Source organism: Limnohabitans sp. 63ED37-2, assembly GCF_001412535.1.
GTDB lineage: Bacteria > Pseudomonadota > Gammaproteobacteria > Burkholderiales > Burkholderiaceae_C > Limnohabitans_A.
Genome location: NZ_CP011774.1, coordinates 2,237,470 through 2,251,930, shown reverse-complemented (window position 1 = coordinate 2,251,930; position 14,461 = coordinate 2,237,470). Strand labels below are relative to the sequence as shown.

The window sequence follows — 14,461 nt, the reverse complement described above, 5'->3', positions numbered from 1 at the left end:
TTCAGCGGCCGAATTTAGCGGCCGCTCAGGCCAGGCTTCAGCGGGGTTTGGCCGCGTCTTCTTGTTTGTAGAGCGGTGAGCGTGGGCCGTACAACAGGCCTTGCGGCCGCCCGGCCCGCAGCAGGCGCTGGCTGGTCAAACCGGCCATGGGGTGGCTTTGGTCGGTGACGGTGCCCACGATTTGTTTGACCAGGGCGCTGACCAGCATCACGGCCAGGCCGCCCTGGTTTTGGTTTTGTTGCTCGGCGCTGCTGGCCGATGCTTTGCCGGTCCAGAGCACGGCGTTGGTTTTGAGGTCCACCAGGCGGGCCTCGGCCGAGACGGTGGTCTGGCTGTCGAGCACTTTGTACACGGTGCCGTAGCGCGTCATTGTGATGTAGAGCGCGGCGTCAGCCCCAAAAATCTCGTGTAGTTTGGCCGTGGGCAGTTCATGGGCATCGTTGGCTTGTGTGATGCCGTTTTCTTTAAGGGTCTCGTCCACCAGCGAGACGGGCAAGACGTAATAGCCCGATTCGGCCAGCGGAAAGGTGACCTGCGACAGCATGCTGTAGGTGGCGCGAATTTCCGGCGTTTTGTTCACCGGGGGCAGCACCAGGATGGATTTGGGGTCGCTGGCTTTGAGCTGGGTGTAGTCAAACGGGACCGGTGGCTTGGTGGCGCAGCCGCTCAGGACGAGCACGGCCATGGCCGGAGCCAGGAATTGGAGGAAGGGCTTCATGGACGGGGTCGGGCTCACTTGGATTTGAATTTGCGCAGCAAGAAATCCATGAAGTTCTGGGATTCAGGGAATTGCTGTTTTTCGGCTTCGAGGTGTTGCTGAAAGCGCGCCATGTCGCCTTGTTTGCCATAAAGCAAGCCAAGGTGGGCCATGAAGCCGGGGGGCATGGCCTGGCCTGCAGCACGGATTTTCTGCAGGTCGTCTTCCATGCGTTTGGCCTGGGTGTCCGGGCTCTCGCGGTCTTGGCGGAAGTAGGTGTCCAGGTTTTGCTCAAAACCGTGCCAGCCGTAGAGCGGGGGCGTGGCTTTGTTGGCGCAACCGCCCAGGCTCAGGGCCAAGGCCAGCAGCGCGATTTTGGCGGCGGTGCGCTTGGGCTGGTGGTTGGGTGTGTGGTGGTCGTGCATGCGGGTCGGGCTCATTGGGCAGGACGCCATGCGCCGCTTTCGATGCCGCTGACCAGGTTGTTTACCGCTTCGCGGATGGCCAAGTCGAGCACTTTACCGTTGAGGGTGGCGTCGTAGCTGGCGGTGCTGCCAAAGCCAATGACTTCGCGCTCGGACAGGCTGTATTCGCCCGCGCCTTGAGATGAGTACACCACCTCAGAGGTGAGGGTGTTGACGATGTTGAGGTTGACTTTGGCGTAGGCCACTTGGGTTTTGCCACGGCCCAGGATGCCAAACAGCTGGCGGTCGCCCACGTCTTTGCGGCCAAACTCGGTCACGTCACCCGTGACCACATAGTCAGCGCCTTTGAGGTTTTGGTTTTGTTTTTTGAGTGCGGCTTCTTGTTTGATCTCGGACATGACGCTGCGGTCGAGGACGCTGAAGCGCTGCGATTGCTGCAGGTGGGTGACCAAGATCGTTTGTGCCTGGCTGCCCATGCGGTCTTCGTTGTTGGAGAAGACGCCGCGCATGAACGAGGAGCGGTTGTCAAACTTGCCTACCGAAACGGGCACGCGGGGGCCGACTTGGGGCCGGGCGGCTGATTCGACTTTTTGGATGGGCAGGGTGCGCGAGCCTTCTTGCACGCAGGCGCTCAGGGTCACGGTGGCCAGGGAAATGAGAAGCAGCTTTTTCATGGGGATGGTGTTCTGTAGTGAACGTGAATTCTAGTTTTAAAAAAATGGCTGCGAAGTTTTAATTCTCGGATTTTTTTCCGCTTGTGATGCGGGCAGTCCTAAGACGCACTCCAATTGGCCTTCCATGTGGCCGAAGGGTTGGTTTGGCTTAGTTTGGTGGTTTCAAGGTCGCTGACGCAGCACCATTTCGTCGCGGCGGATTTCCACATCGAAGTGCTTCAGGAAGTCCTGGCCCAGCAGGGCTTGCTCGGGCCGAAGCCCGCTCAGGCCCACGGTGACGCTGGCATCGTTGAGCACCAGGTGCCCCGCCCGCACGGGCACGCTACGCACCAGTTGCCCCGGGCGTTGGCCGTTGGCGGTGTGCAAGGTGATGCTCTGGCCCTCAGGCAGCCCGGCTTGGGTGGCCAGCGCTTGGCTCACGCTCACATGGCTGGCGCCAGTGTCCACCAAAAAGCGCACGGGCTGGCGGTTGACTTCGCCCTCTACATGGAAATGCCCGTCGCGCTGGCGCGGAATGACCAAATCACCCGAGCTGAGCGCATAGGGCTTGAGGCTGGCCTGGCGCTTTTGCTCGATCTGGTCAAACACCAGGTACAAGACCCCAGCCACGGCCAACCACACGGCGGCGATGGCGAAGGCACCGAGGCGGGCGGTTTTGTGGATGGAGGGTGTGGGCATGCTTTAACCCGCAGCGCCAGACCAAAGCCATTGGCCCAGCAAACGACCAGGCAATAAGGTGAATGCACCTGTGACCACACACGCCATGCCATAAAGCCACTGCATGGTTTTCCGATGACCTGCAATGTTGCCGTCAGCCAGATAGCGAAACGCTCGGTACAAGCTGACCAAACTCAGAGGAATCAGCAGGTGAATCGGGGTGTAGCCCCAGATATTGGGCAGATTGAAGTCCCGGATGAATAAACCCGAAAGAGCGGCGCCCAGCATGCAGGTGACCCAGGCGTAGCCCAATGCCCTGTGAAGACGTGGCCGTGTGATGCGGCCCATGCGGGTCCAAAGTGCCCAAGGCCCTAAGACGGTGGCGCTGAGGGCCAAGGTCATGTGCACGGCGATGGTGTGTGTCAGTTGCATCGTGAGGACGGGATAGTTTTGTTTGAACCGTGCTGTGACACAGCTTGGTAAGGCGTTACTGAACCTTTGATTTTGGCACCTTGTCCAGCAGCGATAATTCAACCTGATTTCGAGGAGCGTTTGTGGATCTGATGTTGTTGCTGAAAGCCGCCGTGATGGGCGTGGTCGAGGGTTTGACCGAGTTCTTGCCGATCTCGTCGACCGGGCATTTGATTTTGGCCGGGGCCTTGTTGGGCTTTGACGATGACAAGGCCAAGGTGTTTGACATCGCCATCCAGACCGGGGCTATTCTTGCCGTGATCATTGTGTATTGGCAAAAAATCAGCAGCACGGTGCGGGCCTTGCCAAGCAGCGCCGATGCCCAGCGTTTTGCCTTGAACGTGTTCATCGCCTTTGTGCCTGCCGTGATATTGGGTTTGCTGTTTGGCAAGGCCATCAAGGCGAACCTGTTCACACCCGAGGTGGTGGCGACCAGTTTCATCATTGGCGGTTTCATCATTTTGTGGGCCGAACGCAGACAGGCCAGCGCTGTGCGAATTGGTGAGGTGGAAGACATGCGTTGGCAAGATGCGCTCAAAGTGGGTCTGGTGCAGTGTCTGGCCATGATTCCGGGCACCAGCCGCAGCGGCGCGACCATCATCGGCGGCATGCTGCTGGGCATGTCGCGCAAGGCGGCGACCGATTTTTCTTTTTATCTGGCCATCCCCACGCTGATTGGCGCCGGGGCTTACAGCTTGTACAAAGACCGCGCCCTGCTCAGCATGGCCGACGCGCCCATGTTTGCGGTGGGCCTGGTGTTTTCGTTTTTGAGCGCCTGGGTGTGTGTGCGCTGGCTGCTCAAGTTCATCTCGACCAACAGCTTCGAGGTGTTTGCTTGGTACCGGATCGTGTTCGGTCTGGTGGTGCTGGGCACGAGCTACTTTGGGCTGGTGAGCTGGGCGGCCTGATCGGGCTGAATTGAGGGGCCTGGGTGGGTGCACCTTGGCGACATGCTGGGCCTTGGGCCGCGCCCAGAATGGAAGCCCCTTGTTTGACGCATCTTGCGGATGCGTTGGTTCACCGCCCTGTGCATGTCTGAAAACCTTTCCGCATCTTTTCGCCGCCTGGCTTGGTCCAACCTGCTGGCACAGTCGGCCGAGCAGCTGAGCCTGGCCGCTGTGCCCATCGTGGCGGTTCTCTTGCTCCAGGCTGGGCCCGGCGAAATCGGTTTGCTGGCCTCGATCCAGTCGCTGCCATTCTTGCTGCTGTCCATGCCGCTGGGCCTGCTGGCCGACCGCACTTCCCGCACGCGCTTGATGGCGCTGGCCGAGACGCTGCGGGGTTTGGCTTTGTTGTTGCTGCTGGCGCTGATCGTCACGGGAAATGTGTCGATTGCGGCATTGGCCATCATCGGTTTCATGGCGGCCGTGGGCACGGTAGCCTTCAGCGTGGCGGCCCCTTCCTTGGTGCCTGCCTTGGTGCAGGTCGAGGGTCTGGCGCAGGCCAATGGGCGACTGGAGTTGGCACGCAGCGCGGCCTTTGCAGCAGGCCCGGCCTTGGCGGGCGCTTTGATCGCGTGGACCGGGGCGTCGGCGGCCTTTGTGCTGTCGGGCATGTTGTCGGTGGCGGCGGTGTTGTGCCTGCGTGGCATAACCGAGCCTGCGCGTGCCACCATGCCAGCGCGTCATCCTTTGCTGGAGTTGCAAGACGGGGCCAAGTGGGTGTGGCAGAGCGATTTGCTCCGGCCCATGATGTTTTGCTCGATCGCCTGGAACATTTCTTGGTTCATGCTGCAAGCGGCCTATGTGCCCTATGCCATCCACGACCTGGGCTTGGATGCGAGTGGCGTGGGTGTGACGCTGGCTTTGTATGGTGTGGGCATGATCGTGGGGGCACTGCTGGCACCGCGTCTGGTGCGGGCCTTGCCCTTTGGGCAGGCGATTTTGCTCGGGCCGTATTTCTCGGTGCTGGCGGCGGTCACGATGGCGCTGACCTTGTTTTGGCCGCAGGGCTGGCTGGCGGCGCTGTCTTACTTTTTCTTTGGGGCGGGGCCGATCATCTGGACCATCACCTCGACCACGCTGCGCCAGACCGTGACGCCCCGCGCCATGATCGGGCGGGTCACCTCCATCAACATCGTGGTCAGCACGGGCGCTCGCCCGCTGGGTGCGGCCTTGGGCGGTGTGGTGGGTGTGAGTTTCCCGGTCTCGGTGAGCCTGTGGTGTGTGGTGCTGGGTTTTGGCCTGCAGGCCATCATCATCAGCGCCTCCAAGATCAGGACGCTCAAACGCTTGCCCGACCCTTTGCCCGATTGATGTGACACCCACCAGGAGACCTGCGCATGCAACAAGCCGAATTTGAACAATTGCTCCAGCGCTTTTCTGCTGCAGCAGAGGCGGGTGATGGTGAGGCTTTTGCGCAGTGCTTCACGCCCGATGGCGTTTACCACGACTACATTTACGGCGACCACACGGGCCGCGCCGACATTGCCCACATGATGAACGATCTGTTCCACCGCGATGCGGGGCCCGATTACCGCTGGGAGATGTTCGACCCGGTGTGCAATGGGCGGGTGGCCTACGCGCGGTCTTTATCGAGCTTCACCTCGAAGGTGCCCGAGTTTGCGGGGCGGCAGGTGGTGATCGATGGCATCAGCCGCTTTGAGCTGCAGGATGGGCTGATTTGCGATTACAGCGAATCGGTCAATGGTGGTGTGGCCATGGTGCAGCTGGGGGTGGCCGCGCCGCGCCTCGAGAAGGTGCTCAAGCGCTGGAGCCAGCAATTGATCGACCAGCCCGCGACGCAAGCGTTTTTGGCCCGTGGCAAGCGCACCGTTTGATTTGTTCAATGCTTCTTTGAAAGACCTGGCCATGAATTACCAAGACATCTTGTACAGCGTGGAACACCGCATCGCGACCATCACCCTGAATCGCCCGGACAAGCTCAACGCCTGGACCGCCGTCATGGAGCGCGAGGTGCGCGAAGCCATGGACGCTGCCGCCGCTGATGACGGTGTGCGGGCCATTGTGCTCACGGGCGCAGGACGGGGATTTTGCGCCGGGGCCGACATGGATTTGCTCAAGGGCTTGGACCCGAGCGACATCACAGCCACCACTTGGACAAAACCCTTTGATGTGAACCAGAGGCTGGATTACCAAACGCGTTATGGCTTTTATCCGGCGATCCCCAAGCCAGTGATTGGCATGCTCAACGGCGCAACCGCAGGCATTGGCTTGGTGCATGCCTTGTATTGCGACATCCGGTTTGCGGCCGACAACGCAGTGTTCACCACCGCGTTTTCCAGGCGCGGCCTGATTGCCGAACACGGCCTGAGCTGGATGCTCCCGCGTATTGTGGGACACGCCAACGCCATGGATTTGTTGCTGTCGGCCCGCAAGGTGTTGGCCCCCGAGGCGCAGGCCATGGGCTTGGTCAACAAGGTGTTTGCGCCACAGGCTTTGGCCGAAGCGACCTATGCCTATGTGCGCGATTTGGTGGACAACGTCTCGCCACGCTCGATGGCGGTGATCAAGCGCCAGCAGTACGACGCACCCTTTCAGACGCTGGCAGAAAACACGCGCCAAGCCAATGCCGAGATGGCCCGCAGTTTTGAGAGCGAAGACTTTCGCGAAGGCGTGGCGCATTTCATGGAAAAACGCGCCCCGCAATTCACGGGCCGATGAATGTGCCAATGAATGCGCCGCGGCGGGCAGCGGCTTATTTGAGCGTCATCAATGGAATGTCTTTGGCCGTGGCCAGTTTGTCGAGCTGGGCGCGGGTCTGGCTGGCCAAGAAGGCCTCGATGGCTTGTCGTGTGGCGGGCTTGAACAGGTCTTTGACCGGGTGCGCCTGTGGCAGGCCTGCGGCCTCGCACAGGCGCTGGGCAAAGTGCGGCTCCAGCGCCGCGACGGCCACACGGCCGTTTTTGCAGGGGTAGATGCGGTAGCCCGCGTGCGCACCGCCCACGGCACCGTCGGGTGTGGTCATGCGCAGCTGGCGGGGAAGGGCCAGCCAGGCGGCGGCCTCAGACAAGGCCACCTCGTGGCGCGAGCCTTTGCCCGAGGTCTTGAGCGTGATGACGGCTTTGAGCGTGGCCTCGCTGGCCATGAGCGCACCGCCCATGTCGGCAAACAAACTGGGGGGCAGGTCCATGCCGTTCACCAGGCCCACTTCGGCTTGGTAGGTCAAATCGTGGCCAGGAATTTCGGCCAGCGGCCCGGGGGCGCCCACCACTTCGATCAGGCTGAGCGCGGGGTATTGCTTGCGCAAGGTTTTCCAGCCCAGGCCCAACTTGGTCAGGGCCGAGGGGCGGAATGAGGTGAGCAGCACATCGGTCTTGGGCAGCAGTTTGTGCAAGGCGGCTTGTCCGGCCTCGGTTTTAAGGTCCAGGGTGTGGTGCTTCACCCCCTTGTGCATCAGCGCGTAACCATCGGGGGTGTAGTGCTGCATGGGGTCGCCAGCAGGCGGGTTGATCTTGGTGCAGCTGGCGCCCATTTGGGCCAAGCGCATCAGGGCGGCAGGACCAGGCAGGTTCAGGGCCAGGCTGACGACGCGAATGCCGCGAAGGGGTTGGGTAGAGGACATGCGAAGACCTTGAAATTCGATTCCCCCGCATTATGGGCAAGGCGCTGACGGGGCCCTGTCACCTGTGCAGTGGGAATGCAGGCCCAATGGCGCCAATGCGCACCACCAGTTTCAAACACCCAGATTGCGCAAAGTGGCTTCGATCGCTGCCGCGGTGGCGATGGGCTTTTCCATGGGGAAGAGGTGGGAGCCGTCGAGCATCATGATGCGGCCCTTCACCACCTGGTGCGTCAGGTCGGTGCCCGCCTGGCGCATTTCGGCCGAGTGCGTGCCGCCAATGAAAGCGGCGGGGCATTTGAGGGGTTTGCGCTTGAGCAGGCTGTCGAGTTTGTGCGGCAGGCTGTTGTAGATGGCGGTTTCGATGTCGCGGTCAAAGCTGAGCACGCGCTGGCCGCCTTCGTTGTGGGTGCCGTGGTCAATGTAGTCCTGCAGCACTTGCGGGTCCCAGCGGGCAAAGGATTTTTTGTGCGCAAAACTCTCCTTAGCCGCCTGGGCGTCGGGCCAGTGGTGGCGGCGTTTTTGGCTGATGCGCCCGGGCGAGAGAGCCCCGATCAAGGGCGTGCGTTTGGCCAGGCCCAAGGTGGTGGCCCGCCAGCCGCCCAGCACGGGCGAGTCGATCAGAACAACGCCACGCGCCAGCTCGGGGTGGCGAGCGGCGCACATGAGGCTCAAGATGCCGCCCAGCGAGTGGCCCACCAAAAAGGCGGGTTCGCCTTCGCCTTGTTTGTCACGGGCAAAGTCGGCCAGTTGCTGCACCAGGTGGGGCCAGTTGTTGGTGACGGGGTATTGCGGGTCGTGGCCAAATTTTTCCACCGCGTCGACCTCAAAGCCGCGCTGGCGCAGGTTGTCGAACATCACCTTGTAGGTGCTGGCCGGAAAGCTGTTGCCGTGCGAGAAGATGATGCGGGCGACCATCAGATCAGCTTTTCTTCGGGTGTGGTGATTTTCTTGAGCAAGGCATTGCGCTGGGCGGACACCATGAGCGGGATGTCGGTCGCGCCGCCGTTCCACATCGGGTCTTCGATGCTGTCGAACATCTGGCGCAGTTTGTCGCCCCAGCTGCTGCGCAGCATTTTGAAGTAGGGGTTGTGCTCGTCAATGCACATGATGCGGTCGGTCTGCAAGCTGCCCGCTTGGTAGACCACCATGTCCAGCGGCAGTCCCACCGACAGGTTGGACTTGAGGGTCGAGTCCATCGACACCAAGGCGCATTTGGCGGCTTCGTCCAAGGGCGTATTGGGGGTGATGACGCGGTCGAGCACGGGCTTGCCGTATTTGGATTCGCCAATCTGGAAGTAGGGCGTCTCATCGGTCGCTTCGATGAAATTGCCGGGCGAATAGACCTGGAACAGGCGCATGCCTTCGTTGCCGATTTGGCCGCCGAAGATCATGGACACATTGAACTCCACACCCGAAGCCCGCAGCGCAGCGGCGTCGCGCTCGTACACGCGGCGCACGGCCGCGCCCAGCACGCGGGTGGCGTCGAACATGCTTTTGGCATTCCAGATGGTCAGCGGTTCGTCTTGCCCGGGCTCGACCAGTTTTTCGATTTGCAGCACTTCGCGCACCGATTGCGAGATGCTCAGGTTGCCTGCTGAGAGCAGGGTCATGAAGCGGTCGCCCGCTTTCTCGTAGACGATCATTTTGCGGAAGGTGCTGATCTGGTCCAGGCCCGCGTTGGTGCGGGAGTCGGACAAGAACACCAGTCCGGCGCGGGTTTTGACGGCAACGCAATAAGTCATGAATGGGCTCTTTAATTTTTGGGCAGCAGGCGCTGCAGGGCATAGAGGGCGTCGAGCGCTTCGCGGGGGCTCAAAGCGTCGGGGTTGATTTGGGCCAGCGCCACTTCGATGGGGCTCGGGCCTGTGGCTTCGGATTCGGGCGGGGCAGCAAAAAGGTCCACCTGCTGGCGGCTTTCTGTTGCGCCAGCTTCGAGTGCGCTGAGTGCGTGGCGGGCGTGGTTGAGCACGGCCGCAGGCATACCGGCCAGCCGCGCCACTTGCACGCCGTAGCTCTTGCTGGCAGGGCCGGGCTGCAGCTCGTGCAAAAACACAATCGAGGCGCCCGATTCGGCCGCGCTCACATGCATGTTCACCGCCGCCGTGTGCGAGGCCGGGAACTCGGTCAGCTCAAAGTAGTGCGTGGCAAACAGCGCAAAGGCTTGTGTTTTGTTGTGCAGGTGCGTGGCGATGCCGCTGGCGAGAGCCAGGCCGTCAAAAGTCGAGGTGCCGCGCCCGATCTCGTCCATCAGCACCAGGCTGTGCGGCGTGGCGCTGTGCAAAATTTGCGCGGCCTCGGTCATCTCCAGCATGAAGGTGGACTGGGCATTGGCCAAATCGTCGGCCGCACCGATGCGGGTGTGGATCGCGTCGATCGGCCCCATGCGGCAGCGGCTGGCGGGCACATGGCTGCCGATGCTGGCCAGCAGCACGATCAGCGCGACCTGGCGCATGTAGGTCGATTTACCGCCCATGTTCGGGCCGGTGATGATCTGCAGGCGTTGCTTGGGGCCCAGCACCGTGTCGTTGGCGATGAAGCTCGCGCCCGACATCTGGGCCAGCCGCGCCTCGACCACCGGGTGGCGGCCTTGCCGAATTTCGATGCAGGGCTCTTTGGTGAATTCGGGGGCGCACCAGTTGAGGGTGAGCGATCGCTCGGTCAGGGCGCACAGCACGTCCAGGCTGGCCATGGCCTGCGCCAGTTCGGTGAGGGCGGGCACAAAGGGCTGCAGCTGGTCGAGCAGGCCTTCGTAGAGCCACTTCTCGCGGGCCAAGGCGCGCTCTTGCGCCGACAGGGCTTTGTCTTCAAAGGTTTTGAGCTCGGGCGTGATGAAGCGCTCGGCGTTTTTCAGGGTCTGGCGGCGGCGGTAGTCGTCGGGGACTTTGTCCAGTTGCCCTTGTGTGACCTCGATGTAAAAGCCGTGCACTTTGTTGAACTGCACGCGCAGGTTGGCAATGCCGGTGCGCTCTTTTTCGCGGGTTTCCAGGTCGAGCAAAAAGTCGTCGCAGTGGGTCTGGATGTTGCGCAGCTCGTCCAGCTTGGCGTCCAAGCCGTCGGCGATCACGCCGCCGTCGCGCACCAGCGCGGCGGGCTCTTCGAGCAGGGCCATTTGCAGCAACTCGGCGCAATGCGTGGGCGGTGTGAGCCAGCGGACCATGCCACCCAGCAAGGTGCCAGGCTCAGGGTTCAAGGCTTTCAGTTGTGTGGACAGCGAAGCGGCACGCGCCAGCGCATGGCGCAGCGCCACCAACTCGCGCGGGCGCACCTGGCGCAGCGCGGTGCGGGCGGTGATGCGCTCCACATCGCTCGCGCCTTTGAGCTGTTCTCGCAGGCTGCTCCAGGCACCCGATCCACTGTCACCGCGCAACAAGGCTTGGGCTTGCAGGCGTTGCTGCGCCACTTGCCGATCTCGCGGTGGGCTGAGCAGCCAGCTTTTGAGCAGGCGGCTGCCCATGCCGGTCATGCAGGTGTCGAGCAGGGCAAACAAAGTGGGGGAATCGGCAGAGCTTTCGCCGCGCAGGGTTTGCGTCAGCTCCAGGTTGCGGCGGGTGCTGGCAGGCAGGTCAATGAGCGCGTCCGAGCGCTGCACCTGCACCCGCTGCACATGGGGCAGGCTGCGTCCTTGGGTGTGTTCGGCGTACGTCAGCAGGGCTGCGGCAGCGGCGTGCGCGTCGCTCAGCGTGTCGGCACTCCAAGCGGCCAGCGTGGCGGCTTGCAGTTGTTCCAGCAGTTTGCGCTGACCCAAGCCTGCGTCAAACTGGAAGTCGGGCCGCAGGGCCAAAGACCAGTTGCCCCGGCCTGCGGTTTTGAGGCCGCGCAGTTTTTGCTCAAAGTTGGGCGTCATGCCCGCGCTGGCCAGCAGTTCGCTGGGGCTGATGCGGTCGACCCAGTCGGCCAGTTCATCCTGGCCGCATTCGGCCAGGTGCACCACGCCTTGGGTGACGCTCAGCCAAGCCAGGCCGCAGCGGTTTTTGCCCGCTTGGTGCACAGCCAGCAAGATGGCTTCACTTTTGTCGGACAGCAGTTCGGTGTCGGTCAGGGTGCCGGGGGTGACCACGCGCACCACTTTGCGCTCGACGGGCCCTTTGGCCGTGGCCACATCGCCCACTTGTTCGCAAATGGCCACCGACTCGCCCAGCTTGATGAGCCGGGCCAAATACGTCTCGACCGAATGAAAGGGCACGCCCGCCATGAGCACGGGCTGGCCCGCCGACTGGCCCCGGCGCGTCAAGGTGATGTCGAGCAGGCCTGCGGCTTTTTCGGCGTCACCAAAGAACAGCTCGTAAAAGTCGCCCATACGGTAGAACACCAGCGTGTCTGGGAATTCCGCCTTGATGCCCAGGTACTGGGCCATCATGGGCGTGTGGCCAGCGTAGTCAGCGGGGCTGGAGGCAGGAGAGGTGTCGTTTGGCATCAAGGGCTGGGCCGATTCGGCAGGGATCACCGGGGCAGGAGGCCGCGGCAAGTCAGGGCTGATTTTATTCGGCGCGGGGGGCTCTATTGCATTTACTTACAATGTACGCTGCTCAACTCTCAGGGCTCAAACGAGCCCGTTGTATGGAAATAGCGATACTTTTTGCCCTCATCTGTCTGAACGGGGTGTTTGCCATGTCCGAGATTGCCTTGGTCACGGCCCGCAAAGCCCGGCTTCAGAAACTCATCGATGAGGGCGACAGCGGCGCCGCAGCGGCTGTCAAATTGGGCGAAGACCCCACACGTTTTTTGTCCACCATTCAGATCGGCATCACCTCCATCGGTGTTTTGAACGGTATCGTGGGTGAGGCCGCTTTGGCCGCGCCCATGGCCATGTGGATGGTGTCTTTGGGCGTTCCCGATGCCTACGCCAGCTTTGCCGCCACCGGCATTGTGGTGCTGACGATCACTTACTTCTCGATTGTGGTGGGCGAGTTGGTGCCCAAGCGCATTGGCCAGTCTTACCCCGAGACCTTTGCCCGTCTGGTGGCCCGGCCCATCAACTTTTTGGCGCTGGCCACCAAGCCATTTGTGATTTTGTTGTCGGCGTCAACCCGTGCTTTGCTGCGTCTGATGGGCGTGAAAGAGACCAAGGGCACGCCCGTGACCGAAGAAGAGATCCACGCCATGCTGGTCGAGGGCACCTCGGCGGGCGTGATCGAGTCGCACGAGCACACCATGGTGCGCAACGTGTTCCGACTGGACGACCGCCAGATCGGCTCGCTCATGGTGCCGCGTGCCGACATCGTGTGCTTGGATGTGGACGATTCCTTCGAGGACAACCTGCGCCACATCGAAGAGTCGGACCATGCCCGCTTTCCGGTGGTGCAGGGCGGCATCGAAAACATCCTTGGCGTGATCAACGCCCGCCAGTGGCTGGCGCGTGCCTTGAAAGACAAATCGCAGTCTCTGCGTGAGCAAGCGCTCCAAGCGCCTTTGTACGTGCCCGAGACCATCACCGGCATGGAGTTGCTGGACAACTTCAGGTTGTCCGATGTGCACATGGCCTTTGTGATTGACGAGTACGGCGAGGTGCAGGGCATCATCACGCTGCAGGACCTGATCGAGGCGATCACGGGTGAATTCCAGCCGCGCGACCCCGAAACCTCCTGGGCGGTGCAGCGCGACGATGGCAGCTGGCTGCTCGACGGCCACATTCCGGTGCCAGAACTCAAGGACCGCCTGGGCCTGGAAGAGGTGCCCGAAGAAGAGCGCGGCCGCTACCACACCCTGAGCGGCATGATCATGCTGCTGACCGGTACCTTGCCCAAAGTGGCCGACTCGGTGGTTTGGGAAGGCTGGAAGTTGGAGATTGTGGACATGGATGGCCGCGCCATCGACAAGGTGCTGGCGGTGCGTTTGCCACCAGCCTTGGCTGATTCAGGCGACGAGTCAACGGCTGGCAACTGATCGACCTGCAGGCACAAAAAGCACCCCGTGGGGTGCTTTTTTTGATCTGAAGCGCTGTAAGTCGCGCCAGTCGCGCGCTTAAAACGGTGCGTCTTTGCGCTCGTCGTTGGCCGTTTCAGTGCTTTCGCTGTGGGCCGCGTCAGCGCCTTCGGCGTCCGGATTGTGTGTGTCGCCTGTGCGCTCGCGGCTCAGGGCGTCCACGGCGGTGCGCACGTTGGCCTTGTCGCCAGCGCTGGCAAATTTGCTGTACTTGCCCAAGATGGTGACCAGCTGGCCATAAATGCGGGGCGCACCGGCCAGGCATTCTTTTTGTTCCAGAAAGTCGGACTCTCCGGTGAAGTTGCCGATCAGGCCACCGGCTTCGGTGACCAAGAGGGAGCCCGCAGCCACGTCCCATGGCGACAGACCGGTTTCAAAGAAACCGTCGGTGAAGCCTGCGGCCACGTAGGCCAGGTCCAGGGCGGCAGAGCCGGGTCGGCGCAGGCCCGCGGTGCGTTGCATCACGTCGCCCATCATGCGCAGGTACTGGTTGAAGTTGTCGCCCTTGCGGAAGGGGAAACCTGTGGAAATGATGCATTCCTGCAGGCGAATGCGCTTGGTCACGCGCAGGCGGCGGTCGTTCATGAAGGCGCCACGGCCTTTGGTGGCGGTGAACAGGTCGTTGCGGGTGGGGTCGTAAATGACGGCTTGCTCGATCTTGCCGCGCACTTGCAGGGCAATGCTCACGCAATAAACAGGGAAGCCGTGGATGAAGTTGGTCGTGCCGTCCAGGGGGTCGATGATCCAGATGTGGTCAGCGAGCGGGTTGCCGAATTCGCGGCCCGACTCTTCGGCCAGGATGCCGTGGTCAGGGTAGGCGGTCAGCAGCGTCTCGATGATGACTTTTTCGCTGGCGTGGTCGACCTCGGTAACGAAGTCGTTGACCTGCTTTTGCGAGATGCGGACAGCCTCAACGTCGAGCGCAGCGCGGTTGATGATGGCGCCAGCGGCGCGTGCAGCCTTGATGGCCACGTTGAGCATGGGGTGGAGATTGGACGACATGAATTGTGTGAAGAACGGGTGGTGCGCACGCACGATCGCGGCGACAAGTGATGGATTTTCTCATGAAAAGCCGGCTTGCCCGTCATTTC

The 14,461-nt window shown here is 61.9% G+C and carries 15 protein-coding genes; 5 read left to right on the top strand and 10 right to left on the bottom strand.

Going from position 1 to position 14,461, the window contains the following annotated elements; translation table 11 throughout:
* Window positions 1-37 precede the first annotated feature (37 nt).
* The 5 genes from L63ED372_RS10715 to L63ED372_RS10695 all read right to left on the bottom strand — a co-directional run bounded on the left by L63ED372_RS10715 (window position 38) and on the right by L63ED372_RS10695 (window position 2,885).
* Entirely contained in the window at window positions 38-718 is a 681-nt protein-coding gene (locus L63ED372_RS10715; RefSeq protein ID WP_062405946.1) for a DUF799 domain-containing protein, read from the bottom strand.
* 14 nt (window positions 719-732) lie between these two features.
* Window positions 733-1,122 carry a DUF4810 domain-containing protein gene (locus L63ED372_RS10710; protein ID WP_197275262.1) on the bottom strand — a complete coding sequence of 130 codons (390 nt, stop codon included), beginning with the start codon at window positions 1,120-1,122 and terminating at the stop codon, window positions 733-735.
* A gap of 11 nt (window positions 1,123-1,133) precedes the next feature.
* Window positions 1,134-1,796 carry a CsgG/HfaB family protein gene (locus L63ED372_RS10705; protein WP_062405945.1) on the bottom strand — a complete coding sequence of 221 codons (663 nt, stop codon included), beginning with the start codon at window positions 1,794-1,796 and terminating at the stop codon, window positions 1,134-1,136.
* A 162-nt stretch (window positions 1,797-1,958) separates the two neighbouring features.
* Window positions 1,959-2,474, bottom strand: coding sequence for a retropepsin-like aspartic protease family protein (locus L63ED372_RS10700; protein WP_062405944.1), 516 nt, complete (start codon window positions 2,472-2,474; stop codon window positions 1,959-1,961).
* Window positions 2,475-2,477: 3 nt separating this feature from the next.
* Window positions 2,478-2,885, bottom strand: coding sequence for a DUF2306 domain-containing protein (locus L63ED372_RS10695; protein ID WP_062405943.1), 408 nt, complete (start codon window positions 2,883-2,885; stop codon window positions 2,478-2,480).
* A 122-nt stretch (window positions 2,886-3,007) separates the two neighbouring features.
* Between L63ED372_RS10695 and L63ED372_RS10690 the strand changes: the two genes are divergently transcribed.
* The 4 genes from L63ED372_RS10690 to L63ED372_RS10675 all read left to right on the top strand — a co-directional run bounded on the left by L63ED372_RS10690 (window position 3,008) and on the right by L63ED372_RS10675 (window position 6,547).
* Complete coding sequence (locus L63ED372_RS10690) at window positions 3,008-3,832, top strand: undecaprenyl-diphosphate phosphatase (RefSeq protein WP_062405942.1); 825 nt, start codon at window positions 3,008-3,010, stop codon at window positions 3,830-3,832.
* A gap of 123 nt (window positions 3,833-3,955) precedes the next feature.
* A complete protein-coding gene (locus tag L63ED372_RS10685) occupies window positions 3,956-5,179 on the top strand; it encodes an MFS transporter (protein ID WP_062407960.1) in 1,224 nt (407 codons plus the stop codon).
* 26 nt (window positions 5,180-5,205) lie between these two features.
* Complete coding sequence (locus tag L63ED372_RS10680; protein ID WP_062405941.1) at window positions 5,206-5,703, top strand: nuclear transport factor 2 family protein; 498 nt, start codon at window positions 5,206-5,208, stop codon at window positions 5,701-5,703.
* A 31-nt stretch (window positions 5,704-5,734) separates the two neighbouring features.
* The gene (locus L63ED372_RS10675) at window positions 5,735-6,547 is read left to right on the top strand and encodes an enoyl-CoA hydratase (protein ID WP_062407958.1); all 813 of its coding nucleotides are present in this window, start codon (window positions 5,735-5,737) and stop codon (window positions 6,545-6,547) included.
* A 34-nt stretch (window positions 6,548-6,581) separates the two neighbouring features.
* Here the strand turns inward: L63ED372_RS10675 and L63ED372_RS10670 are convergent, their stop codons facing one another.
* The 4 genes from L63ED372_RS10670 to mutS form a co-directional block, all read right to left on the bottom strand.
* The gene (locus L63ED372_RS10670) at window positions 6,582-7,448 is read right to left on the bottom strand and encodes a CoA transferase (protein ID WP_062405940.1); all 867 of its coding nucleotides are present in this window, start codon (window positions 7,446-7,448) and stop codon (window positions 6,582-6,584) included.
* 111 nt (window positions 7,449-7,559) lie between these two features.
* A complete protein-coding gene (locus tag L63ED372_RS10665; protein ID WP_062405939.1) occupies window positions 7,560-8,363 on the bottom strand; it encodes an alpha/beta hydrolase in 804 nt (267 codons plus the stop codon).
* Complete coding sequence (locus L63ED372_RS10660) at window positions 8,363-9,190, bottom strand: proteasome-type protease (protein ID WP_062405938.1); 828 nt, start codon at window positions 9,188-9,190, stop codon at window positions 8,363-8,365. The genes L63ED372_RS10665 and L63ED372_RS10660 overlap by 1 nt, the downstream gene beginning before the upstream one ends.
* Before the next feature lie 11 nt (window positions 9,191-9,201).
* A complete protein-coding gene (mutS, locus tag L63ED372_RS10655) occupies window positions 9,202-11,862 on the bottom strand; it encodes a DNA mismatch repair protein MutS (protein WP_062407956.1) in 2,661 nt (886 codons plus the stop codon).
* A 143-nt stretch (window positions 11,863-12,005) separates the two neighbouring features.
* Here mutS and L63ED372_RS10650 point away from each other — a divergent pair, with 143 nt between their 5' ends.
* Window positions 12,006-13,331, top strand: a complete 1,326-nt coding sequence (locus tag L63ED372_RS10650; protein ID WP_062405937.1) for a hemolysin family protein — start codon at window positions 12,006-12,008, stop codon at window positions 13,329-13,331.
* A 78-nt stretch (window positions 13,332-13,409) separates the two neighbouring features.
* Here L63ED372_RS10650 and L63ED372_RS10645 read toward each other — a convergent pair whose 3' ends face one another.
* Window positions 13,410-14,372: an inositol monophosphatase family protein gene (locus L63ED372_RS10645; protein ID WP_062407954.1), complete on the bottom strand. Its 963-nt coding sequence runs from the start codon at window positions 14,370-14,372 to the stop codon at window positions 13,410-13,412.
* Window positions 14,373-14,461: the final 89 nt, after the last annotated feature.